The organism is Maricaulis sp. B-26, from assembly GCF_056857855.1.
Window position 1 is genome coordinate 204,764 of sequence record NZ_JBSXNX010000026.1, and the last position, 23,772, is coordinate 228,535.

Consider the following 23,772-nt stretch of genomic DNA (forward strand, 5'->3'; position numbering starts at 1 on the left):
ACTCCTGTGGGTCGTGTTGGGGCCACTATAACCGGACGCAGTCCCGCGTGAAGCCCGTGGCTTGCTTCCGGTACCGTTTCGACTGTACTCCTCCGCTTCTTGTCACAGGCTGGGGAATCGGCATGGCCGGAACCGGAGAAAACGAACCCAAGAACGGGCTCACCTATGCGGACAGCGGCGTCGACATCGATGCCGGCGACGCGCTCGTCGACCGCATCAAACCGCTGGCGGCTTCCACCCGCCGCGCCGGTGCGGCTGCGGCCCTGGGCGGGTTCGGCGGTGCATTCGATCTGAAAGCGGCCGGCTACAAGGACCCGATCCTGATTTCCGGTACGGACGGCGTCGGCACCAAGCTGAAACTGGCCATCGCCACCGGCAAGGTGGATACGGTCGGCATCGACCTCGTTGCCATGTGCGTGAACGACGTGCTGGCCCAGGGCGCCGAACCGCTCTTCTTCCTCGACTATCTGGCCACGTCCAGGCTCGAACCGGCGCGCGGCGAAGCCATCGTCGCCGGCATCGCCGAAGGCTGCCGCCAGTCCGGCTGCGCCCTGATCGGCGGCGAGACGGCGGAAATGCCGGGCATGTACGAGGGCGAGGACTTCGATCTCGCCGGCTTCGTGGTCGGCGCGGCCGAACGCGGCGCGCTCCTGCCGGACCATGAGACCATGGCCGCCGGCGACGTGCTCATCGGCCTCGCCTCCTCCGGCGTGCACTCCAACGGTTTCTCGCTCGTACGCAAAGTCGTCGAGGTCGCGGGGCTCGACTGGGCCGACGACTGCCCCTTCGAACCGGGCAAGACGCTGGGCGAAGCTTTCCTCGAGCCGACGCGGCTCTACGTGAAATCCTGCCTGCCGCTGATCAAGTCCGACCTCGTGACGGGGCTTGCTCACATCACCGGCGGGGGCCTGGTCGAGAATCCGCCGCGCATGACGCCTGACCATCTGGTCCCGCACATCGATTACGGCGCCTTCACCCTGCCGCCGGTCTTCCAGTGGCTGGCCGAGACGGGCGGGATCGATGCGCACGAAATGCACCGCACCTTCAATTGCGGCATCGGCATGCTGCTCGCGGTTTCGCGCGACAAGGTCGATGCGACAATCGATGCGCTTGCGCTGAGCGGCGAGACCGCCATGATCGTCGGCGAACTCAAATCGGCCTGATCGAGGGACAAGACCGAATGGCGAAGACCAAGATCGCCGTGCTCATCTCCGGGCGCGGTTCGAACATGCAGGCCCTGATCGAGGCCGCGAAGGATCCGGCCTTTCCGGCGGAGATCGTCCTCGTCCTGTCCAATAATCGCGATGCGGCCGGGCTCGCCGTAGCCGAAGCGGCCGGGATCGACACGGACGTGGTCGACCATCGCGAATACGAGACACGCGAGGAGTTCGAGGAGGCGCTCGACAAGACGCTCAAGGTCTTCGATGCACGCGTCGTGTGCCTTGCCGGTTTCATGCGCATTCTCACGCCATGGTTCACCGAGCGCTGGCGCGACCTGCTGATCAATATCCACCCCTCGCTCCTGCCGGCCTTCAAGGGACTCCACACGCATGAGCGGGCCCTGGAAGCCGGCGTGCGCATCCATGGCTGCACCGTTCATTACGTCCGGCCGGAGATGGACGACGGACCGATCATCGGTCAGGCCGCCGTGCCGGTCCTGCCGGGCGATACGCCGGAAACCCTGGCGCAACGCGTTCTCGATGCCGAGCACAAGCTCTACCCGCAATGCGTCGCCCTCGCCTGCCAGGGCAAGGCCCGCGTCGCCGGCGAACGGGTCAGGCTGCAGGCCCGCGAATTCGGTGCCGACATCCTGATGAACCCGCACGACTAGGGGTTCAGACAGGCCTCCTCGTCCTGCTCGTCCGGCAGAACCGCACAAGCCTCGCGGGCACCGATCCGGTCGCCCCGCGCCAGCAGAAGCCCGGCAAGACCGGTCACGGCCTGCGGGTTGAACGGGTCCCAGTGCAGCACCCGCCTGTACCAGCGCTCAGCCTCATCCGGGCGCCCCGCTTCGAGATGATCCTGCGCGATCGATATCCCGGTGAGGGAATACCAGGGCCGGATACGGACGGCCTGCTCGTCATAGACGCGGCTCATCGCATCGAAGGCCTGTTCGAGATAGCGCAGCGAGAGTTCGTCCTCGCCGCGGTATTCGTGCATATCGGACAGGTTGATCAGGGCTTCCCAGGAATCAGGCTCGATCGTCACAGCCCGGTTATAGGCCTCGATCGCTTCCTCGATCTCGCCACTGGCCGACAGGGCCAGCCCGAGCGCGCGATAGCCCAGCGCATAGCCGGGATCGATCTCCAGCGCCCGCCGGGCATGTCGGAGCGCCCGCTCCAGCTGCCGCCGGGCGGTCTCGGTTTGCGTCCGACCATTGGCCAGCGCCGTCTGCACCCGCGAAGTCTCGCCGATCTCCGGCCACTCGCCCGGCGACCAGCGGATCACTGACTGGGTCAGCGCATTGGCGAGACCGGCATGCGCCGGAGCGGCATCCGGGTCCGCTTCAAGCGCGCGCTCATAGAGGCGCATCGCCGACTCGTTCTCCGCCTGCGTCATCTGGGCGTAGAAATCATCGCCCCGCTCGATCAGGGTCAGCACCTCGCCGGACGTGTCGGGTGTCAAACGCATCGACATCCAGACCGCGCCTGCCAGCACGATCGCCACGCCGGCTGCGATGACACCGATGACCGGTGCGCGCCGCGTGATGCTCGGCTCGTCTGCATAACCGGTCGCGAGCAGCGGCTCGGGCGTGACCAGCAGCCGGTAGCCGCGCTTGGGCACGGTCGCGATTAGGCGCGGCTGGCGCGCATCGTCCGCCAGCGCCTGGCGCAGCTTCCAGACAGTTCGCGCCAGGGCGTCGTCGTTCACGATCCGCCCCGCCCACAATTCGGACGCGATCGTGTCCCGCGACACGGCATCGCCCTCCGCCCGCGCCAGCAGGCAGAGCAGATCCATGACTTTCGGCTCGAGTTCGACCGTCTCGCCGTCGCGCAGCAATCGGCCATTGCGCGGCTCGACTTCGATCGCGCCGATGCGGAAACCAGACGCCAGGTCCACGAATTCAACTCCAGGCCGACGCAGGGTCGGAAAACAGGGTCAGAAAAAAGTCAGGACAAGAGGATAGCCCGGTCATGGCCGGTATTTGAAGCCTGAGACACGGTCCGGCGGTCAGTCTTTCAATCCGGCACCCAGGAGTTTTCATGCCGTTTGATCTTGTCCGCACCCTCCTCGCCCCGGCCGCCCTGGCCGCCCTCGCCCCGGCCGCCCTGGCCGCGGCGATAACCGCGTCCGCCTGGAGCGAGGACGCGCCCGTCTATTCGCCCGCCCAGCTGCGCAGCGACTTCGATGCGCTCTACGAGACCATGCAGTCCGCGCATTACGACCTCTTCGCCGCCACCCCGCGATCCGTAATGGATCAGCGCCATGCCGAAATGATGCGCGAGCTCGACCGGCCGATGCGCCGCGAGGAAGCTGCCGTCTATTTCCAGACCTTCCTGGCCGAGGCCCGGCACGCCCATGCCCGGATCGACTTTCCGTTCGAGCTGTGGAGCGAATGGCGCGAATCCGGCGGCGGCGGCCTACTGGTGGATATCCGCATCCGCGACGGGCGAGGCTGGGTCGAAAATCACCAGACCGGACACCCGGCCCTCCGGCGCGGCGACGAAATTCTCGCCCTGAACGGCGAGCCGAATGCGATCTGGCTCAACCGCTTCACCCGCCACCTGTCCGCCGAGACGCCGACGATGGCCTACGCCCTGCTGGAGAGCTATCTGCCGCTGGTTTTCTGGCTGGAATATCCGGCCGCGCAAAACGCGTCGCTCACCGTTCGCCATACCGACGGGTCGGTCGAGCATTTGCAGCTGCCCTTGCTTTCGCGTGCGGACATGGAGAACGTCCCGGCCTCGAACAGCCCCGCCTTCAACCTTCCGGAGTTCGATGCGCGCATGCTCGACGGCGGTATCGGCTATCTGCGCCCCGGCCCGTTCTACAACACCGAACCAGGCGGCAATCCCTGGGACCCGGCGAGCTATGTCGCGCGTATCGACACGGCCTTCCAGACCATGATCGAGGCGGATGCGCAGGCGCTGATCATCGATGTCCGGGACAATCCGGGCGGCAGCAACAGCTTCTCCGACCCGATCATCGCCTGGTTCGCCGATCGCCCCTGGACCTTCGCATCGGATTTCCGCATCCGGATCAGCGAGGAGACGACCGCGTCCAGTGCTGCCCGGCTGGCGAGCATGCCGGAGGGCGAAGGCGGCGTGGACGCACAATATGCGGGTCTCTTCGCCACGGCCGAGAACGGGGAGATCGTCTCCTTCGACCTTCCCGTCGCCCAGCCCCGCGATGGGGCGCAATTCAACCGGCCCGTCTATCTCCTCGTTAACCGCTACTCCTATTCCAACGCGGTCAGCGTCGGGGCCATCCTTCAGGATTACGGCTTCGGAACGGTCGCCGGCGAGACCACCTCGGACATGGCCACGACCTACGGCGCCATGGAGACATTCTCCCTGCCGGCGACCGGTATCACCGTCGGCTACCCCAAGGCCCACATCATCCGCCCCAATGGCGATGCCCGCCCTCACCCGCTTACGCCGGACCTGCGCCTCGACTTCCCGGCTCTGCGCGGCCCGGAAGATGTGGTCCTGGAGCAGCTTCGCGGCCATATCGCGGAAAGCCTGAACCGGTAGCCGGGCAAGCGCATGACTTGCCTATTCCGCGCGAACACCCGATGACGGGGACGAGGCAAGGAAGATCATGCGCATTACCGACACGCTGGACATTGACGAGACCGAGATCGAGGAGCGGTTCATCCGTGCTTCGGGTCCGGGTGGGCAGCATGTGAACAAGACGGAGAGCGCGGTCCAGCTACGCTTCGACCTGGCAAGCAATACGAGCCTGCCCGCCGGCGTGAAGCAGCGCCTGGTAAGGTTGGCCGGAGCACGGATGACCAAGGACGGTGCCCTGGTCATCCGCGCTGAGGCCCACCGCTCGCAGGAGCGCAATCGCGCGGACGCCCGTGAGCGTCTGCGCAAACTCGTGGAACAGGCCCTCACCCCGCCCAAGCCGCGCAAGAAAAGCCGGCCAAGCCTGGCTTCGATCAAGCGCCAGAAGGCGGCGAAGGCAAAACGCTCGGAGGTCAAATCCCTGCGCCGCAAACCGGCGCGAGGCGACTGAGCCATCCTTTACAACGCACCCTACTCAGACGGTCTCGACCACCGCGTCGATCTCCTCGAGATGGCGGGCGATCTCGCCCTGCGGCAAGAAACTGCCCCGGAAGGAATTGCGGGCCAGTTCGATGATCTCGTCCTCATTGAGACCGACCGCATGGGCGGTGCGGACATAATTCTCGTTCACATAGCCGCCGAAATAGGCGGGGTCGTCGGAGTTGACCATGACCCTTAGGCCCAGCGCGAGCATGCGCTTGAGCGGATGATCTTCCAGCCGCTCAATACCCTTCAGACGCAAATTTGAAAGCGGACAGACCGTCAGGCAAATCTCTTCCTCGACCAGTCTGCTGACCAGCGCCGGATCCTCCAGGGCGCGATTGCCATGGTCGAGCCGGTCGACATGCAACAGGTCAAGCGCCTGGCGGATATAGTCGGGCGGGCCTTCCTCGCCGGCATGGGCCACGCGTTTCAGCCCCATCTCGCCCGCCGCGGCAAAGACCCGCGCGAATTTCGAGGGCGGATGGCCGAGCTCGGAACTGTCGAGACCGACGCCGTCGATCCGATCGAGATGCTCGCGCGCCTGCTCCAGCGTCTCGAAGGCCTCCGCCTCGGAGAGGTGCCGCAGGAAGCACATGATGAGGCGCGAAGTGAGGCCCCATTGCCGCTCGGCCTTGTCGAGCGCGCGGGTGATCCCATTCAGCACCGTCGCGAAGGCGACGCCCCGGCCGGTATGGCCCTGGGGGTCGAAGAAGACCTCCACATGGCGGACAGTGTCCGCATGCGCGCGGGCCAGATAGGCGAAAGTCAGGTCGTGGAAATCCTGCTCGGTCTGGAGCACATTCATCCCGACATAGTAGATGTCGAGAAAGTCCTGCAAATTCGAAAAGTTGTACGCCTTGCGTATCTCCGCCACCGAATTGTACGGAATGTCGATCCCGTTGCGATCGGCCAGTTCGAACATCAGATCCGGCTCGAGCGATCCTTCCAGATGGAGGTGAAGCTCGGCCTTCGGCAGACGTTCGACAAGACGGGCCAGGGACGACATGGGCAGCTCCCGGGTTCAAATGGTCAGCGATGGGGGATGGACAATCGTCCGCCTCTTGAAACCGGATGGCAAGCGCGTTTTCCGACTAATCCACGACTATTATCGCGATCGTCGCCACCAGCATCAGCGCAATGGCCAAATTGAGCAGGCGCGACCAGCGGACATCATTCATGAAGCGATGAATCGCCCCGCCCGCCAATATCCAGAGCAGGCCGCAAGGTGCCCCGAATAGGATGAAGGTACCGACCAGAATGATCGCCCGTTCTCCCGGCGACTCTGCAAGTGCGATATAGGCGCCTGACGCCGAAATCGTCATCAGCATGGCCTTGGGGTTGATCCACTGGAACAGCGCCGCTTCATGGAGACGAAAGGGCCGGGACTCGCGCCGGGCCTCCTCGTCTTTCCTGGCCACGTCACCCGACTGAGCCAGGCCGGCCCGGACAAATTGCCAGCTCATCCAGAGCAGCCAGACCGCCCCGCCCGCCTTCACCAGGATCAGCGCCTGCGGTAAGCGCTGCACGAGCTCGCCAAGACCGAATACGGCGGCGATTGCCATCAGGCTGAATCCGAGCTGAACGCCGAGATAGTGCGGCAGGGTCGCCCGGACGCCGAAGAGCGCGCTGGAAGACATCATCATGAGATTGTTCGGACCCGGCGTGATCGACATGGCGACAACGAAACCGACCAGGCTGAAATAGAGCGCCATATCCATGCCGGACATCCTCCAGAAACAATCATCGCCAGATAGGCGCGCGCCGCTCTGTCCGCAATCCGCTTCTTGCGCAGCATTCCCATACGGAAATGAAGCAACGCCGGACATGAAAAAGGCCCGGCGTTTCCGCCGGGCCTCTCGCAAGCGGATAACCGTTTCGCCTAGCCGACGATCTCGTCGTCGGAGAAGAAGAACGGGATTTCCTGGGCGGCGGTTTCCGGAGCGTCGGAACCGTGCACGGAATTGGCTTCGATCGACTCGGCGAACTCTTTGCGGATCGTGCCTTCGTCCGCGTCTTCCGGGTTCGTGGCGCCCATGACTTCACGGTATTTGGCGATCGCGTTCTCGCCTTCCAGGACCTGCACGACAACCGGGCCGGAGATCATGAAGGAGACGAGGTCGTTGAAGAAGGGACGCTCCTTGTGGACCGCGTAAAAGCCCTCGGCCTGCTCCTTGGACATGCGGATGCGCTTCTGCGCGATGATGCGGAGGCCGGCTTCCTCGATCTTGGCGTTGATGGCGCCGGTCAGGTTACGGGCGGTGGCGTCGGGCTTGATGATGGAGAAGGTGCGTTGGATCGCCATGGGAGGACTTCCTTGAAACGAGCGAGTGTGATGATCCGGGCACAAACCCGGCCTGTGGATTCGCGCGGCTTATAGCGGGGGATGGGATGGAAGGGAAGCCGGGGCCTCGGTTCCCGGTCACGCCCCGCATTCGATACCGACAGCCACCCTTGACCCTGCCACTAGTGACAAGCCGCTAGGTCTTGCTCGCACGCATGAGTGCGCAACCAACAAACAGGAAAGTTGAGCGAAGCATGACGCAGAAAAACGGGTGGCAGGGCAAGGTCGCCATCATTACCGGCGGAAGTTCCGGCATCGGGAAAGCAACTGCACTGGCGCTCGCGGAGCGGGGTGCCAATATCGTGATCACCGGCCGGGACCAGACCAGGCTTGATGAGGTCGCTAAGGTGCATGATGCGATCGAGCCTGTCGTGGCGGACAGCACCGATCCTGCCAGTGCCCAAAAGGGCGTCGGCGCGGCGCTCGCCAAATGGGGCCGGCTGGATTTCATCCTCAATAATGCAGGCGCCGGCGGGATATTGCCGGTCGACGCCTATGACGCAGACACGCTTTTGAATATGTGCGCCATCAACATCGTCGCACCATCCCTCCTGCTCAAGGAGGCTTTGCCTTCACTGCGTGAAACCAAAGGCACGGTCGTCAATATCGGGACTGCTGTCTCGCGCAATGCCGCCCCGACACTGGCACATTATGCCGCGACCAAAGCCGCGCTGGAACATTTGACACTGTCCTGGGCCATCGAGCTGGCCGGCGACGGAATTCGCGTGAACGCGATCGCGCCCGGACCGGTAAAGAGCGGCGCACTGACTGGTATGATGGGCCTGTCGCCAGAAATGGCTCAGGCGGTGGAAGCCAGTGAGGCGGCCCAGGTCCCGCTCGGCCGGCGCGGTGTAACCGATGATCTGATCCCCTGGATATTGAAGCTCGGCGGATCGGATGGCGAATGGGTCACCGGACAGACCGTCACCGTGGATGGCGGCTGGTCCCTGAGAACCTGATCCTTCGCGATCCCTTGCGATTCCGCTGTGCCGCACTCACCTGTCAGTGAAACGGCACAGCGGAAGGGCGCATCATGCAAATCAAGGAAGCCGCCGAGAGGCTGGGGATCACGCAACGCATGCTGCGCCACTATGAGCATGCGGGGCTCATGGATATCCGTCGCTCAGAAAAGGGCTATCGCATTTTCAACGAGGCGGATTTGCGCCGCGCCGGACGAATCCGGGATTTAATAGCGACGGGCTTTTCCACGCGGGAAGTCAGAAAGATGGCCGACTGCCTCTCCGATGAAGGCGCAGGACCGTGCGAAGGCGGCATCCCGCTGATGCTGGAAAAGCTGGAGAATATCGACCGGATGCGCGCCCGACTGGATGCCCGCCGGAACGAGGTCCTCCGACAGATCGCCAAATTTCAGGAAGCCCTTACGCCTGACCGGGCGATAACTCCGTAAATTTCGAGCAGGCAAGGTCGTCGGGCGTCAACCACCTTGCCTGCCAGGCGTCCGGACCATTCCATCCCGACGGTCTAGCCGCCACGTCGTGCTCACCGGACGGATCGGATCGCTACTCCATATTCCGGTCCCACTCGAAGCCGGCCATTGCCCAGATGGCGGCCGGGCTGCGGTCCGTCAGCTCGATGATGTCGAGACCGGAGCGCTCCATGGCGCGGCGGACGACCCATCGTCCGGTACGGTATCCGACTGCGAGGCGGCCGTCGGGATGGGAAAACATCCACTCGCCGTAATTGGCCCGGCGCGGCAGGGCGAGAATTTCATTCGCCCAGTCCTCGACCTCGGCCGGGGGAAGGTCAGCCGGATTGGCCTCGCCGAGTACCTCTTCGGCGAACACGGTGGCCAAGCCTTCATTGATGGTGGCGATCTGGATGCCATGACCATAATGGTTGGCCTGCATCGTCCAGCCTCGCACCGTGTGATGCAACTCGTGCAGGAAGGTCGCTTCCAGCCCGTCTGCCACAGCCGCCGCGACACCGCCCGGATAGGTCACGGATATCTCGACAAGGAGCTCATTCGGCCGGTCGGCCCGGCCCGTCACGCCACCCAGTGCGTCCAGAGCCGGACGATGGACGGGAACGACCGTGACGGACACATCGTCAGCTAGAGACGGGAAACGCGCGGCGACGGCCGCATGCGTTCCATCCAGCATCGCGTCGATCAAACCCTGTTCCTCGGCGCTGAAGGTATGGTGTTCGTTTTCGGTAAAGCTGGTCGTGACTGGATCGGTCGGGGCCGGCTGGGCCGCAGCGGAAGTTGCTGTAAGGACGGCGAGCATGGCTGCGCCGGCAAAGGAGGAATTCATCTTGTTACCGTTCTTCATGGCACCCCCAAGCGCGCGCCCTCTTTGCCATCAGTGAAGCGCGCGCAACACCGGGACGCTGTTGGCGCTCGTCCCTCATTACCGCGCCCCGAACCCGCGCATCGGGCTGGTCAAGCGCACTTGCACGCCCGAACGCGAGAGGCTACGCCGCCTCTCCCATGTTGCACGTAAACGATCTCACCTACCGCATTGAAGGCCGGACCCTGTTCGACCAGGCGACGCTCTTTCTTCCGGCCCGGACCAAGATGGGTCTGATCGGGCGAAACGGCACGGGCAAGTCGACCCTGTTCCGGCTGATCCGCGGCGAGGTCTCGCCGGAAAGCGGCGATCTGCGCGTGCAGCGCGGGGCACGGCTGGGCTGGGTGGCCCAGGAAGCGCCGGGTGGCGATGACAGCCTGATCGAAGTGGTGCTGGCTGCGGATACCGAGCGCGCCGAGCTGTTGGCCGAAGCGGAGACCGCCAGCGACCCCAACCGCATCGCGGAAATCCAGACGCGGCTGGCTGATATCGAGAGCCACACCGCCGAGGCCCGCGCAGGCGCGATCCTCCACGGACTCGGTTTTTCAGGTGCCGAGCAATTGCGCCCCTGCCGCGAATTCTCCGGCGGCTGGCGCATGCGCGTGGCGCTCGCCGCGACCCTGTTCGCCCGCCCCGATCTTCTCCTGCTCGACGAGCCGACCAACTATCTCGACCTGGAAGGCGTGATGTGGCTGGAGAATTATCTCAAATCCTATCCCGGCGCCGTGCTCCTCATCAGTCACGACCGCGATCTGCTGAACGGCGCCGTGCAGAAGATAGCCCATCTCAAGGACGGCAAGCTGTCGCTCTATGACGGCGGCTATGACGATTTCGAAAAAGCCCTGCGCGAGAAACAGCGTCTGCAGATGAAGCTGCTGGAAAAGCAGGACGCCCAGCGGCGCCATTTGCAGAGCTTCGTCGACCGCTTCAAGGCGAAGGCGTCGAAAGCCAAGCAGGCCCAGTCACGCGTGAAGATGCTCGAACGGATGAAGCCGGTGGCCACCATCGTCGACGATCCGGTCGCGCCCTTCGACTTTCCGAGCCCACAGCGCCGCATGCCGCCGCCGATCGTTCGCATGCTGGACCTGGAAGTCGGCTATGAGCCGGGCAAACCCATCCTCAAGGATGTCAGCCTCAATATCGACACCGAGGACCGGATCGGCATTCTCGGCCGCAACGGTGCGGGCAAGTCGACCCTGGCCAAACTGCTTAACGACAAACTGGCACCGACGGGCGGTTTCCTTCGCAAGCACAAGAAGCTGCAGATCGCTTTCTTCGCCCAGCACCAGATCGACGTGCTCTCACCGGAGGTCTCCGCCTACCAGCATGTGATCGACCTCATGCCGGACGCGACCGAGGCGCAGCGCCGCGCCCGCCTGGCGCGCTTCGGCCTGCCCGGCGACCGCCAGGAGACGCCTGCGAAATCCCTGTCGGGCGGCGAAAAGGCCCGCCTCCTCTTTAACCTCATCACCTTCGAGGGGCCGCACCTGCTCATCCTCGACGAACCGACCAACCACCTCGACATGGACAGCCGGGCCGAGCTGATCAATGCGATCAATGCCTATGAAGGCGCCGTCGTCCTGATCTCCCACGACCGCTATCTCATCGAGGCCTGCGTTGACCGGCTCTGGCTGGTCGCCGACGGTACGGTGAAGGCCTATGACGAGGATATCGAGGCCTATCGCCAGACCCTGCTCGGCCGCGGTCCCAAGGACAGCCCGAAAAAGAAGACTGCGGCGACCGACGAGAAGTCCGTGGCCCGCCGTTCGGCCGCCGAACAGCGCAAGGCGCTCAAACCGCTGCGCGACGAGATCGCGCGCTGGGAAAAGGAAGCCGACCGCCTGCGTGGCGTGCTGGAGGTGATCGACAAGGGTCTGGCTGCGCCGGGCCTCTACGAAAAGGACCCGAAGACTGCGACCGAGCTGCAGATCAAACGGGCAAAGGCGGTAGAGCTGCTCGACGCGGCGGAGACGAAGTGGCTGGAAGCCGAGGAAAAACTGGAGACGGCTCAGTCGGTCTGACCAGGATCAAAGCGGCCTGAAGCAATAATGCGGACGCGGCTCGTCCGTCCGGCCACAGCACCAGGCATCACCGTCGAGCATGCGGACTTCGGACCGCAATACCCAACGGCCGTCCTCGACCACGAAAGGCGTATGCGTCGTGACGAACAGGAAGGCACCGTCCGGCGTATCTACTTTCGAGCACACTTTTGCCGAGGCAATGCGGCCTTCATAGGCGCCCTCTTCCAGCAGTCTTGCATGAACGGCATCGACCTCCGGTCCCAGCTTGCCGAGCACGGACGTGCCGATATCGTCACGCGTCAGGCCCGGAAACATCTCGAATCCGCTATCGCTCTGCGCCTCGAAGATCGGCTCGCCATCGCGCAAGGAAAACAGCCCGCAAACATTCGGACTGTCGATCACGCTCGCCCGAACCGCCTCCAGCAGGCGCCCGCGCGAGAGCGCATCAAGGCGGGCGGCGAGCCGGGCGCGGATATGTTCGGGCGGGTTTGCCATCCCCCTTTCCCATTGTGAGACCGATGCCTGGCTGACACCCAGCTGCGCCGCCAGGGCCTCCTGTTTCAAGCGCTCCAGAAAGCGCAGTTCGCGGATCATTTCCGACCAGTCCATGAAACCCCTCAGCAAAGCCCGGAACGGCAATTCAGCACGCCGGCTCGGGCCGTTTTCACGCCCCGCGACCGGAATGTGGCGAGGAAGCTAGGTGGCTCCACATGCCGGTCAAACGGCTTCCCGCAGCAGTTGCAGCCTCAGACGAGGTGTCAGGATGACGCCCTCCGGCAAACCGGCCGCTTTGCCCTGTGCCGCCTGGCAACACGTGCCGTTAAGCTACTGTTTGCAATTCTGCTCATAAGATATGAGCGTCACTACAGAAGGTAGAGGACCATGGGATGCGAAGGCGCGAGAATGCGCATCACCCTTAGCTGTTCCGACCGCCCGGCCGCTTCGGCCGGCGGTGCAGCCGTGTCCCGGGCCGGGATGGGGTCGCGATGAAGATCGGCTCGACATCCCCGACCCACTTCCGTCACGGACATGCCGCGCTCGGGCGCGGCCCCCGCGAAACGGCTGGCTCCGGCACGAGTCTGCACGGTCCGAGCGTCCTGAAAGTCGATGTCACCACACGTATCGAAGACGGCGATCCGGACGGGGCGGCCTATGAGGCGCCCGATCTGAGCCGAAGCGAGGCGCTGGAGGCCGCACGCGATATCGGGCACCAGCTCGCGCATATGGAGCTGGCGATCTCCAATGCCCGTCCGGCCAAGCTCTCGGTCCTGTTCTCGGCCTGAGGGCGCGACGGCTTCAGCCGCACGCCATTCCGATCACCATGTCGTTTTCGTCGATCCGGACCGTCAGGCGGTCGGGCCGGTAATCCATCGTGACGACGGTATCCGGACCGACCACGCGGAAGTTCTCCGGCATCGCGCTCAGCGGCACGGATGTGCGCGGCTGGCCGACATAGTGCTGAAGTTCTTCCATGCCACAGGATCCAGTGATCGGCGGCTGGACCGGAGCGGGGTCGACGTCCTCGGCCATGTCGAGAGGCGGCAGCGCCGGCGCGGCATCGCCGCCGGCTGCAGGCGCCTCGCCGCGTCCGCCCAGTCCGCCAAGCCCACCGCCCGTAACGGAACATCCGGCCAGAAGCAGGGACAGGAGCAAAATACGCGTCTTCATCGGAACCGCCCGGCCCGCAGGCCCTCTAACCACACCAGGGACGCAGAATGACGCCCTCTTCGTCGAGGTCAAGATTGAGCCGGTCGGGACGGTAGTCCCGCGTGACCGGCTGGCCGGGATAGATGGTGCGCACGGTCCGAGCCAGCGTGTCGAGATCGACCTCGCTGACCTGCTGCCCGATCAGATAGTTCATCTGCGTCGCGCCGCACATGGCTTCCGGCGGCGTGCCCGCATCGGGCTCCTGCCCAGGCAGTGTGGAACAGGCGCTCACGCCCAGCGCCAGGACGCTCGCCATCGCAGCAAATCGGATCATGCCTTCTTCTCCCATCGGCCTTCCGGCGACTGGCGCCAGTAGGACACTGTTCGCCCCTCACCGCTCGCTTTCTTCCAGAGCGTACGCGCATCGTTGACGGCCATTTCGTCCTGACCGTCGAACAGCACGATCATACGCTCGAACGCATCCGGATTTTCCGGTTCGGCCCCGTCCAGCAGGAAGAGGCACTGAGCCTTGTTCTCATTGCCCTCATCCTCGGACAGAAGGATCGGCTGACGGTCGGCATCGGGTTCCCCGGCCTGACCATGCGGCGTGAAACTGTCGTCGCGCCAGGTCCACAAATGCTTGTCCAGCGTTTCCAGACGATGCGCATCGGGCGAGCGCACAAGTGCCCGCCATCCGCGCGAAAGCGTCTTCTCCAGCAATTCCGGCAGGACCTCGTCCAGCGCCGAGCGCTCGAGATGATAGAACCAGAGTTCGCTGCTCATGCCTCACTCCACCGGACGGGGTCGGGGAATCATTACCAGAACCGTCGATCATCAGAAGCCCATACGAAAAGGGCGACCCTGAGGCCGCCCCGTTCATCGAAGACCTCAGCCCTCGTAATTGTCCCGCACGAAGCGGTCGAGGATGCGGACGCCCCAACCCGTGCCCCAGCTCGGCTGGCGCGGATCGTCCTTCTGGCTCATACCGCCCATCGCCGTGCCGGCAACGTCGATATGGCACCAGGGCTTGTCGTTGACGAAGCATTTGAGGAATTCGGCCGCGGAGATGGAACCGGCCAGGCGACCCTCGCCGACATTCTTGATATCGGCATTCTTCGTCTCGATATGCTTTTCGTAGTCGGGGCCGAGCGGCAGGCGCCAGACCGGCTCGTCCGAGGCGTCGCCTGCGGCGGAGAGCTGTTCGGCGATCTTGTCGGTATTGGTGAAGATGCCGGCCCGCGTATTGCCGAGCGCGATAAGCATGGCGCCAGTCAGCGTCGCGAGGTCGATGATCAGTTCCGGATCGAAGCGGTCCTGGCCGTACCAGAGCACGTCGGACAGCACGAGACGCCCCTCGGCGTCGGTATTGAGGATCTCGACCGTCTGGCCGGACATCGTGGTCACGATATCGCCGGGGCGCTGCGCGTTGCCGTCGGGCATGTTCTCGACCAGACCGACCATGCCGATCGCATTGACCTTCGCCTTTCGGCCCGCAAGAGCACGCATCAGGCCAACGACGGCAGCGGAACCGCCCATATCGCCGCGCATCTCGTCCATGCCGGCGCCCGGCTTGAGGGAGATACCGCCAGAGTCGAAGGTCAGGCCCTTGCCCACGAAAAGCAGCGGCTTGTCGTCCTTGGCGCCGCCATTCCATTTCATGATGGCGATCTTGCTCTCGAACTCCGAAGCCTGGCCGACACCCAGCAGCGCACCCATGCCGAGCTCGGTCATCTGGACCTCGTCGAGCACCTCGATTTCGAGGCCGTGCTCGGCCATGCCCTCGATCTTCTTGGCGTAGGTCTCCGGATTGAGGACGTTCGGCGGAAGATTGGTCACTTCGCGCGCAAGATCGACACCGTCCGCAACCGCGCCCCAGCTGTCCCAGGCCGCATTCGCCGCGTCGATATCGTCCACCGAGATGGTGACGCTTTTCAGAGAGGGCTTCTGCTCGTCCTTCAGCTTGGTGCGGAACTGGTCGTAGCGATAGGAGGCAAGGCGTGCACCGAGGCCGGCGCGAGCCGCACTCTCCGCGTCCGCTTCACCTTCGAGGCGCAGCGTCAGCGCCGTCTCGCCGCCGGTAAGCAGCTTGCCGACGACCGCGGCGCCGGCTTTCTCGAACACGTTCGCAGTGCACTTTTCCTTGTGACCCAGGCCGAACAGAACGACGCGCGACGCGTCGATCCCGGACGGGGCGATGATCTCGAGCGTCTGGGCGGGCTTGCCGGTGAAGCGCGAGCTCTTGATCGCGCGCGTCAGAGCACCGTCGGAAGCTTTCTCGAGCGCCTTAGCAGCGTCGGACAGGGTCGCGTCGTCATAGACCGGAACGGCGATGGCGCCATGAGCGGTCCCGGCGGCAGCAAATTCGATCTTCATGATGACTTTCCCTTCTCGTCTGGTGGCGGTGCAAAAGTGCAGTTGGCGCCGAAAACATCTGTCGCGGAAGTGGTATCCGATCAAGACGTGAGATAGAAGGCGGGACACGCAGCGATTACCCGGTCATGATTCTCGTTCAACGGTATTTCTTCAATCAGTTGCTCTGGCCGTTCATCACGGCGGTCGCCGCCTTTGCCGGGCTGGCGCTGCTGACGCAGAGCCTGTCGAATGTCGACCTGATTTCCGGGTATTCCGACACCGCCTGGACCTTCCTCAAAGTGACCTTGCTGGCCCTGCCGCAGCTGACCGCCCTGCTCGTTCCGATCGCGCTCTTCGTCGCGGTCCTGTCCGGCCTCAGTCGCCTGACCTCGGACAGCGAGCTGGTCATCGCCTCGGCGGCCGGAATGAGCCGCTTCCGTCTGCTCAGCCCCGTGATCCGGCTCGGCGTCTACGTCATGATCGCGAATCTCGCGATCAATCTCTTCGTCCAGCCGCTTGCCTATCGCGAGATGCGGCGCTCGCTCTACGATCTACGTTCCGATGTGGCAGCCAGCCTCGTCACGCCGGGGGCCTTCACGCGCCTCGGCGCCGGTGTGACGATCTATGCCCGCGAGCGCACGCGCGACGGCCGAATGCACGACATTCTGATCCACGATTCCCGTGGCGAGCTGGGCGCCTCGACCTATACAGCCCGCGAAGGCGTCGTCGTCCGCTCGGACAATCGCTCCGCCATGGTGCTGATCGAGGGCAATATCCAGCAGATCGACGAGGCCGGAGAGCTCAATTACGGCGCGTTCGAGCGCTACGAGTTCGATCTCGGCGAGTTCGTCGGGCCGATCGATGCCATGTTCTTCAAGGAAAGCGACCGCTTCCTGCACGAACTCGTCTGGCCGAATGCGGGCGACATCGCCCGGACGGGCGGCCCGGAACGGGCCTGGGCCGAAGCGCATTACCGGCTGTCCGCCCCGCTCTACAATCTCGCCTTCGCCCTGCTCGCGGCGGCGGCCTTCCTGGCCGGCGACCATTCCAGAATGGGTCATACCCGCCGGGTCGTGACGGTCGTCGCGATCGGGTTGACCATGCGTCTGGTCGGCTTCGCCATGCAGTCGGCGAGCGCCGACGATGCCGCCATGAATGCAGGCCAGTACATCGTCCCGCTGGCGGGCATTATCGGTGCCCTGGCCGTGATCTACTGGCCGGCACGCTCCCGCCCGCGGCACGCCCCCGGCGACGACGCGGCGGACGCCCTGCCGGAGGCCGCGTCATGAGGGGCGGACGTCTCAATCGCTACATGCTGACCCAGACGCTCAGCGGTCTGGGCGTGGCCCTGCTGACCATAGCCGCGGTGATCGTCCTCGTGGACTTTGTCGAGCAGTCGCGCGCCATCGGAACCCGGGCCGACGTCTCCACGCTCGATCTGCTGGGCCTGACACTGCTGAAGACGCCGTCGCTGCTGGAAACCACCCTGCCCTTCGTCTTCCTGTTCGGAACCCTGAGTTCGCTCTTCCGGCTCAACCGGCGCAGCGAACTCATCGTCATGCGGGCCTCCGGCATGTCGGCCTGGCGCATCCTTGCCGCGCCAATGATGTTCGCCGTCATCGCGGGCCTGCTTGGCGCCATGGCCCTCAATCCGCTCGCCGCCACGGGCAATGCCGCCTTCGAACGCCGCCGCGACGCGCTGGTCAATGTCCAGCCCGTCGCCGGTACGGAGGAGCCTGTCTGGTTGCGCGAGACGACGGTCGACGGTTTTACCGTCGTCGCCGCGTCGGGCCTGCAGGAAGACCGACAGGAATTGCGCGATCCGATCTTCTTCATTTTCGGCGTGAACGCCCGCGGCGTGCCGCGGCTGGAGCGGCGGATCGATGCCGAGATAGCGACGCTTCGCGACGGATTCTGGGAAATCGGACAGGCGATCGAACGCGCCCAAGGCGAATCCTCGATCGAACTCGGCCTGGTCACCATGCCCACCTCCATCAACCGCCAGGCCCTGTTCGAACGCTCGCGCTCGCCGGACGGCGTGTCCTTCTGGGATCTCCCGCAGCTGATCGCATCGGCGCGCGAGGCCGGACTGGCCACCCAGCGCTACGAGCTGCGCCTGCACGGGCTGATGGCCTTGCCGCTGACGCTTCTGGCCGCAACGCTGATCGCGGCGGCCGCGACGCTTCGCCTGCACCGTCTGGGGGGCGCCGCGGCCTTCGCCACCGCCGGCGGCATTGGCGGCTTCGTTATGTTCTTCTTCCAGGAAGTCCTGTCCTCCTTCGGGGAGACGGGCGCTCTGCCGCCGCCGACGGCGGCCTGGTCGGCGCCGGCGCTCACGGCGCTGATCGCACTGATCTATATCGCCTCAACCGAAGACGGCTGACACATGGACCTGCGCGTCAGCTTCCGCTAACCATGACGGAGGCTGGGGTTGCGGGCCCGGCATGAAACGAGGGGGTGACGCGTATGGCGTCGCAGTATCGCCGCTTCGCGGCTGCGTTGATGAGCTCGACGGCGCTTGCGGGAGCCGGACTTCTGGGTGCCGGTCCGGCATTCGCCCAGCAGCCGGGCGAGAACGAGCAGGCCGTCTTCCTCGAAGCCGACCACCTTGAGGACACGGCGGACGGCAGCGGGTATCTTGCCGTCGGGAATGTCCGCGTTCGTCAGGAGGGCCGCACCCTCCTCGCCGACGAGCTGGAATATCGCCCGGACCAGAATCGTATCATCGCCCGCGGCAATGTCGTCATCATCGGGCAGACGGATTTTCCGCAATATGCCGACGAGGTCGAGCTCGACTCCGCCTTCTCCAGCGGCCTGGCGCTCGGTTTCGCCTCGATGCTCGAGAATAACGGCCGCATCGCCGCTGCCGCCGCCATCCGGCGCGAAAACGGCTCGATGCAGCTGGAAGACGCCTATTATACCGCCTGCGAACTCTGCGAGAGCGGCGATCGCCCGCCGACCTGGCGCCTGCGTGCGCGCGAAGTGCACCAGGATGCCGAAGACCAGATGATCTACTATCGGGACGCCCAGTTCGAAGTCATGGGCGTGCCGGTTCTCTACACCCCGGTCTTCGCCCATGCGGACCCGTCGACGGAGCGCCGCTCCGGCCTGCTCTTCCCGACCGTGGCGGTTTCCTCGCGTCTCGGCTTTTCCTACCAGCAGCCCTATTACTGGGCCATTTCGCCCTCCCAGGACGTGACCATCGCGCCGCGCCTGATGACCAATGTGAACCCGCTGCTCTACACCGAGTACCGCAAGCGCTTCTGGTCCGGTCAGGTAGAACTGGAAGGCAGCCTGACGCGCGAATTCGAGATCGACAGCGACGGCGAACGATTCGGCGAGGAAAAATGGCGCTGGCACGTCTTCGGCGGCGGCCGCTTCGACATTACCGAGGACTGGCGTTGGGGCTTCGGCGTCCAGCAGGCTTCGGACGATCTGCACCTGCGCCGCTATGATTTCTCGGAAGAAGACAAGGATCGCGGCCTGCCGCTGGAATCACAGGCGCGCCAGCTGGTCAGCCAGATCTATCTCGACCATCGCACCGAGCACCGCTTCTTCTCGGCCATCGCCGCGGATTACCAGTCCCTGCGAACGAATTTCGACGATGACGCGCAGCCGCTCATCGCGCCCATGCTGACGCTGCAGCAAGTCTTCGACGCACCGCAGGGCTGGGGCCGCATCAATCTCAACGGCAGCGCCGTTCATCTCGATCGTGAGAGCGGCAATGATTACAGCCGCGGCACGCTCGGTTTCGACTGGCGCACGCGCTGGGTCACGAGCCCCGGGATCGTCATCGAGCCCTTCGCGGAAGGCCGCGCAGACTATTACTCGCTGACCGATATCCCCGTGACGGGCGGCGGTACCGAAGACGACAGTTTCTCCCGCGCCCTCGGGCTGGTCGGGACGGATTTCAGCTACCCCTTCTTTCGCGGTGGCGAAACCACGGACTGGATCGTCGAGCCCCTCGTCTCCTTCGTGGCGGCGACGGACGATCCCGAGCGCAACCGCCTGATCAATGAGGACAGTCTATCTGTCGATCTGGACGAGAGCATGCTCTTCCGCTCGATCCGAGCGCCAGGCTACGACACCTGGGAAGACGGGCAACGCGTCAGCTACGGCATGCGCGCCACCGCATTCTGGGGTGAAAGCGGTCGGGCCCGCGTCTTCGCCGGTCGCAGCGAACGCCTTGACGGCGTCGCGGTCTTCAATCCGGCCAGCGGCCTGTTCGAGGAAAATTCGGACTATGTCGTCGCCGGCGAAATCGACATTGCCGGTTTCTCCGCCGAGCTGACGACACGGCTCGACAGCGAGGATGCCGACGTCAACCGGCTGGAATTCGAGACCCGCTACACCTCCGACCGTATGGATGTGCAGCTGGGATATCTCGATATTTCCGACGATGCCGGAACCCGGGGCGCACAACGCGAGCTGCGGGCCGATATCGAGATCGCACTCAACGATCGCTGGAATTTCGTGACCCGGGTGACGCGGGACCTCGATCTTGACGTGTCGCGGCGCCAGGAGACCGGCCTGCTCTATCGCGATGAATGCACCCAGTTCGAAATCGTCTACGAGCGCCAGGATCTGGGTATCGCCCGCCTTGGCCCCTCGGAATCGATTCAGTTCCGTGTCACCCTGTTCACCCTGGGCAGTCTCGATCCGGAGAATTAACGGTGTCGAATGATTGCGTGCCAAGAGAGTTTGAGTAATGTTCCGCGCCGAACCACAGAACGAATGCTGATGACCTGCGCCAAAAATCTTGTTCTCGCGTTGTTTGCCGCAACGTTGCTTTTCGTGGCTCCGTCCGCGGCTCACGCTCAGGCGACCGAAGGTGTTGCGGCGCTGGTCAATGACGAGCCCATCACGACGGTCGACGTGCGTAACCGCATGCGCCTCATCATCGCGTCGACGGGTATGTCCCAGATCGACGAGGCGACGCTCGCCCGCATCCAGGACCAGGCCCTGCGCGGCCTGATCGACGAGCACCTGCAGCTCCAGGCTGCCGCCGACTACGAGATCGAGGTCGAGGAAGAGGAGATCAACCGCTCCCTGCTCGACCTTGCCGCCCGTAACGGCACCACGATCGACGTCATCCTGTCCGACCTCCAGAACTCCGGCGTGGACGTCTCCACCCTGCGCCACCAGCTGGAAGCGGAGCTGGCCTGGCAGATCATCGTCAACGGCCGCTACGGCTCGCGCATCCGGATTTCGGACCAGCAGATCGAACTGGCACTGGAACGCCTTGCTGCCAGTGCATCCCAGCCCCAGTACCGGATTTTCGAGATTTTCTTCGAAGTCCCGGGTCCCGGCCAGGAACAGGCGACCTTCCAGCGCGTCATCGCCGTGATGAACCAGCTGCAGCAGGGCGCGACCTTCCCTGAGCTTGCTCGCCAGTTCTCAGATGCGCCATCCGCGGCGACGGGCGGCGATATCGGCTGGATCGCAGCCTCCCAGCTGCAGCCTGAAGTCGCGGCGATCATGCCGCAAATGCTGGTCCAGTATCAGCAAGCCCAGGGACGCGGCGCCCTGTCCAATCCGATCCAGGTGCCCGGGGGCTTCATGGTCGTGGCGCTGGTCGGCGTTCGAGACGGCACGACGACGCTGCAATACGACCTGACCCAGATCACGGTCCCCTCCAGTGCGATCGAAGACGGTACCCGCGCCGATTTCGAGGATCTCCTTGCCGAACAGCCCAGCTGTTCAGCGGCGGAAGCTATCGCCTCGGAAATTCCGGGCGCCATCTACACGCCGCTGGGCAGTATCGGTGCCGACGCCGTTCGCGAGCAGATCCGCAACGCCCTCGAGCCGCTCGGTCCGGGCGAAAATACCGGCGTGCTGGAAATGGCTACGGGCCTGCAGGCCCTGATCGTCTGCGACCGGGATATCGCCGGGCCAGGCGTGCCGACCCGCGACGACCTGGAATCCCAGCTCCGCGGTCAGCAGCTCTCCCTGCTCTCGCGCCGCTGGCTGCGTGATCTCCGCCGCGACAGCACAATCGAGATCCGCAACTGATGAGCGGCTCGACACCCATCGTCGTCTCGATGGGTGATCCGGCAGGGATCGGCCCGGAAATCATCCTGAAGGCATGGCAGCGCCTGCGGCATCACCCAATGGTGTTCGCGGCCATCGGCGATTTCGACGTTGTCTCCGATACCGCGGACGCACTCGGCCTGCCTGGCCCCATCCCGATCGACCATCCCGGCCTCGCCGCCGACCATTTCGCGGAAACCCTGCCCGTTCTGGGGACGGGAATCGTTCCGCCCGGCGAGGTCCGCCCAGGCAATCCCTCCGCCGGCAATGCGGCGGCCGTGAAAGCCGCAATCGAGTCCGGCGTACAGCTTTGTCGGGCAGGCAAGGCCTCTGCCCTCGTCACGGCACCGATCGCCAAATCGGTCATGTACGAAGCCGGATTCGATTTTCCCGGCCATACAGAATTCCTTGCAGAGCTGACCCAGGACGTCCCGATGCACGGCCCGCGCGGTCCGGCGATGATGCTGACCGGCGGCGGCCTGCGCGCTGTCCTCGTGACCATTCACGAACCGCTCCAGCGGGCGATCGACCTGCTCAGCGAGGACCGCATCATGCGCACGGCGCGTATCGCTCATCAGGCGCTGATCGAGGATTACGGGATTGCGCACCCGCGGCTCGCCCTGGCGGGTCTGAACCCGCATGCCGGCGAAGGCGGGTCTCTGGGTGATGAAGAGCGCGAGATCGTGAACCCGGCAGCCGCCCGCCTGCGCCAGGAGGGTATCGACATCTCAGACGCCCGCCCGCCGGACACCCTGTTCCATGAGGAGGCCCGCGTCGGCTATGACGCCGCCATCTGCCTTTATCACGACCAGGGCCTGATCCCGGTGAAAACGCTTGATTTTCATGGCGGCGTGAATGTCACGCTCGGCCTGCCCATCGTGCGCACGTCGCCGGATCACGGCACGGCATTCAGCATCGCCGGCAAGGGCGAGGCCCGGCCCGACAGCATGATTGCCGCCATCCGTGAAGCCATGGCGATCGCGAGGCACCGGGCATGAGCATCGACGATCTCCCGCCCCTGCGGGACGTGATCGCCCGGCACGAACTGGGCGCCAAGAAAGCCTTCGGCCAGCACTTCCTGCTGGACCTCAACCTGACCGGCAAGATCGCCAGCCTCGCCGGCGACCTGGCCGCCGCCAATGCTATCGAAATCGGCCCCGGACCGGGCGGGCTGACGCGTGCCATTCTCTCGGCGGGCGCGAAATCGCTGACCGTGGTGGAAAAGGACTCCCGGTTTCTAGGTGCGCTCGAGGAAATCGGCGGAGCCTCCGGCGGCCGGCTGCATATCGAACAGGCCGATGCGGTCGACGCGGAAGAGACGAGCCTGCTCCCGGACGACGCACCGCGCGTGATCCTGTCCAACCTGCCCTACAATGTCGGCACGCTGCTTCTGCTGAAATGGCTGCAGGCCGAGCCGATGTGGTGGACGCGCGCGGTGCTGATGTTCCAGCGAGAGGTCGCTGACCGCGTCGTCGCCCGGCCGGGGACGAAGGCCTACGGGCGCCTCGCCGTGATCTCGCAATCGCGCTGCCATGCCCATTTGTCGCTGAAAGTCCCGGCGCGCGCCTTCACGCCGCCGCCCAAGGTCGACAGCGCCGTCGTGGTGCTCGATCCCCTGCCCGTGGATCGCCAGTTCAAGGATGTCGAGGCACTGGGCATCGTGACCGCCTCCGCCTTCGGCCAGCGCCGCAAGACGCTTCGCCGCAGCATGGCGCAAGCGGCCGGTCAGACCAGAGCCAGCGCTGAAGAGCTTATCGCCGAAGCCGGGCTCGATGCCGGTGCGCGAGCGGAGGTGATCGATATTGCAGGTTTCCAGGCCCTTGCGACGGCCTGGCGCGCAGCGCGCTAGACCCGCTTTT

At 64.7% G+C, this 23,772-nt stretch carries 24 protein-coding genes; 14 read left to right on the forward strand and 10 right to left on the reverse strand.

What is annotated here, in order from left to right; genetic code table 11:
* Positions 1–122: 122 nt before the first annotated feature.
* On the forward strand, positions 123–1,163 hold the full coding sequence (gene purM / locus AC13HB_RS13265) for a phosphoribosylformylglycinamidine cyclo-ligase (RefSeq protein ID WP_482950245.1): 1,041 nt from the start codon (positions 123–125) through the stop codon (positions 1,161–1,163).
* A 17-nt stretch (positions 1,164–1,180) separates the two neighbouring features.
* Entirely contained in the window at positions 1,181–1,831 is a 651-nt protein-coding gene (gene purN, locus AC13HB_RS13270; RefSeq protein WP_482950246.1) for a phosphoribosylglycinamide formyltransferase, read from the forward strand.
* Here purN and AC13HB_RS13275 read toward each other — a convergent pair.
* Complete coding sequence (locus tag AC13HB_RS13275) at positions 1,828–3,060, reverse strand: tetratricopeptide repeat protein (RefSeq protein ID WP_482950247.1); 1,233 nt, start codon at positions 3,058–3,060, stop codon at positions 1,828–1,830. The two genes, purN and AC13HB_RS13275, sit on opposite strands and share 4 nt — an antisense overlap.
* 143 nt (positions 3,061–3,203) lie before the next feature.
* Between AC13HB_RS13275 and AC13HB_RS13280 the strand changes: the two genes are divergently transcribed.
* Entirely contained in the window at positions 3,204–4,694 is a 1,491-nt protein-coding gene (locus tag AC13HB_RS13280; protein WP_482950248.1) for a S41 family peptidase, read from the forward strand.
* 67 nt (positions 4,695–4,761) lie between these two features.
* Complete coding sequence (gene arfB, locus AC13HB_RS13285; protein ID WP_482950249.1) at positions 4,762–5,181, forward strand: alternative ribosome rescue aminoacyl-tRNA hydrolase ArfB; 420 nt, start codon at positions 4,762–4,764, stop codon at positions 5,179–5,181.
* Between the two features lie 24 nt (positions 5,182–5,205).
* On the opposite strand, the gene AC13HB_RS13290 is transcribed toward arfB, so the two are convergent.
* The 3 genes from AC13HB_RS13290 to ndk form a co-directional block, all read right to left on the reverse strand.
* Positions 5,206–6,219 (reverse strand): adenosine deaminase, encoded by a 1,014-nt coding sequence (locus tag AC13HB_RS13290; protein WP_482950250.1) that lies wholly within the window; start codon positions 6,217–6,219, stop codon positions 5,206–5,208.
* 85 nt (positions 6,220–6,304) lie between these two features.
* Positions 6,305–6,931: a LysE family translocator gene (locus AC13HB_RS13295; protein WP_482950251.1), complete on the reverse strand. Its 627-nt coding sequence runs from the start codon at positions 6,929–6,931 to the stop codon at positions 6,305–6,307.
* Positions 6,932–7,092: 161 nt separating this feature from the next.
* On the reverse strand, positions 7,093–7,515 hold the full coding sequence (gene ndk, locus AC13HB_RS13300) for a nucleoside-diphosphate kinase (RefSeq protein WP_482950252.1): 423 nt from the start codon (positions 7,513–7,515) through the stop codon (positions 7,093–7,095).
* 182 nt (positions 7,516–7,697) lie between these two features.
* Between ndk and AC13HB_RS13305 the strand changes: the two genes are divergently transcribed.
* Positions 7,698–8,513: an SDR family NAD(P)-dependent oxidoreductase gene (locus AC13HB_RS13305; RefSeq protein ID WP_482950253.1), complete on the forward strand. Its 816-nt coding sequence runs from the start codon at positions 7,698–7,700 to the stop codon at positions 8,511–8,513.
* A 74-nt stretch (positions 8,514–8,587) separates the two neighbouring features.
* A complete protein-coding gene (locus AC13HB_RS13310) occupies positions 8,588–8,962 on the forward strand; it encodes a MerR family transcriptional regulator (RefSeq protein ID WP_482950254.1) in 375 nt (124 codons plus the stop codon).
* A gap of 112 nt (positions 8,963–9,074) precedes the next feature.
* Here AC13HB_RS13310 and AC13HB_RS13315 read toward each other — a convergent pair whose 3' ends face one another.
* Positions 9,075–9,845: a DUF2268 domain-containing putative Zn-dependent protease gene (locus tag AC13HB_RS13315; RefSeq protein WP_482950255.1), complete on the reverse strand. Its 771-nt coding sequence runs from the start codon at positions 9,843–9,845 to the stop codon at positions 9,075–9,077.
* 158 nt (positions 9,846–10,003) lie between these two features.
* On the opposite strand from AC13HB_RS13315, the gene AC13HB_RS13320 reads away from it, so the two are divergent.
* Complete coding sequence (locus tag AC13HB_RS13320) at positions 10,004–11,884, forward strand: ABC-F family ATP-binding cassette domain-containing protein (protein ID WP_482950256.1); 1,881 nt, start codon at positions 10,004–10,006, stop codon at positions 11,882–11,884.
* A gap of 6 nt (positions 11,885–11,890) precedes the next feature.
* Here AC13HB_RS13320 and AC13HB_RS13325 read toward each other — a convergent pair whose 3' ends face one another.
* Positions 11,891–12,493 (reverse strand): helix-turn-helix domain-containing protein, encoded by a 603-nt coding sequence (locus AC13HB_RS13325; protein WP_482950257.1) that lies wholly within the window; start codon positions 12,491–12,493, stop codon positions 11,891–11,893.
* 377 nt (positions 12,494–12,870) lie between these two features.
* On the opposite strand from AC13HB_RS13325, the gene AC13HB_RS13330 reads away from it, so the two are divergent.
* Positions 12,871–13,167, forward strand: coding sequence for a hypothetical protein (locus AC13HB_RS13330; RefSeq protein WP_482950258.1), 297 nt, complete (start codon positions 12,871–12,873; stop codon positions 13,165–13,167).
* Positions 13,168–13,180: 13 nt separating this feature from the next.
* Here the strand turns inward: AC13HB_RS13330 and AC13HB_RS13335 are convergent, their stop codons facing one another.
* From AC13HB_RS13335 to AC13HB_RS13350, 4 genes are all read right to left on the reverse strand, one after another.
* On the reverse strand, positions 13,181–13,552 hold the full coding sequence (locus AC13HB_RS13335) for an I78 family peptidase inhibitor (protein WP_482950259.1): 372 nt from the start codon (positions 13,550–13,552) through the stop codon (positions 13,181–13,183).
* Positions 13,553–13,577: 25 nt separating this feature from the next.
* Entirely contained in the window at positions 13,578–13,865 is a 288-nt protein-coding gene (locus AC13HB_RS13340) for an I78 family peptidase inhibitor (RefSeq protein WP_482950260.1), read from the reverse strand.
* Positions 13,862–14,314 carry a DNA polymerase III subunit chi gene (locus tag AC13HB_RS13345; RefSeq protein ID WP_482950261.1) on the reverse strand — a complete coding sequence of 151 codons (453 nt, stop codon included), beginning with the start codon at positions 14,312–14,314 and terminating at the stop codon, positions 13,862–13,864. Before AC13HB_RS13345 ends, AC13HB_RS13340 begins: the two co-directional genes overlap by 4 nt.
* 105 nt (positions 14,315–14,419) lie before the next feature.
* A complete protein-coding gene (locus AC13HB_RS13350) occupies positions 14,420–15,904 on the reverse strand; it encodes a leucyl aminopeptidase (protein ID WP_482950262.1) in 1,485 nt (494 codons plus the stop codon).
* Positions 15,905–16,029: 125 nt separating this feature from the next.
* Here AC13HB_RS13350 and AC13HB_RS13355 point away from each other — a divergent pair, with 125 nt between their 5' ends.
* The 6 genes from AC13HB_RS13355 to rsmA all read left to right on the forward strand — a co-directional run bounded on the left by AC13HB_RS13355 (position 16,030) and on the right by rsmA (position 23,762).
* Positions 16,030–17,172: an LptF/LptG family permease gene (locus tag AC13HB_RS13355; protein ID WP_482950263.1), complete on the forward strand. Its 1,143-nt coding sequence runs from the start codon at positions 16,030–16,032 to the stop codon at positions 17,170–17,172.
* On the forward strand, positions 17,169–18,266 hold the full coding sequence (locus tag AC13HB_RS13360; RefSeq protein WP_482950264.1) for an LptF/LptG family permease: 1,098 nt from the start codon (positions 17,169–17,171) through the stop codon (positions 18,264–18,266). Before AC13HB_RS13355 ends, AC13HB_RS13360 begins: the two co-directional genes overlap by 4 nt.
* 83 nt (positions 18,267–18,349) lie before the next feature.
* Complete coding sequence (locus AC13HB_RS13365) at positions 18,350–20,554, forward strand: LPS-assembly protein LptD (protein WP_482950265.1); 2,205 nt, start codon at positions 18,350–18,352, stop codon at positions 20,552–20,554.
* 69 nt (positions 20,555–20,623) lie between these two features.
* Entirely contained in the window at positions 20,624–21,895 is a 1,272-nt protein-coding gene (locus AC13HB_RS13370; RefSeq protein WP_482950266.1) for a peptidylprolyl isomerase, read from the forward strand.
* Positions 21,895–22,911, forward strand: coding sequence for a 4-hydroxythreonine-4-phosphate dehydrogenase PdxA (gene pdxA / locus AC13HB_RS13375; protein WP_482950267.1), 1,017 nt, complete (start codon positions 21,895–21,897; stop codon positions 22,909–22,911). Before AC13HB_RS13370 ends, pdxA begins: the two co-directional genes overlap by 1 nt.
* Positions 22,908–23,762, forward strand: a complete 855-nt coding sequence (rsmA, locus tag AC13HB_RS13380; RefSeq protein ID WP_482950268.1) for a 16S rRNA (adenine(1518)-N(6)/adenine(1519)-N(6))-dimethyltransferase RsmA — start codon at positions 22,908–22,910, stop codon at positions 23,760–23,762. Before pdxA ends, rsmA begins: the two co-directional genes overlap by 4 nt.
* Positions 23,763–23,772 lie beyond the last annotated feature (10 nt).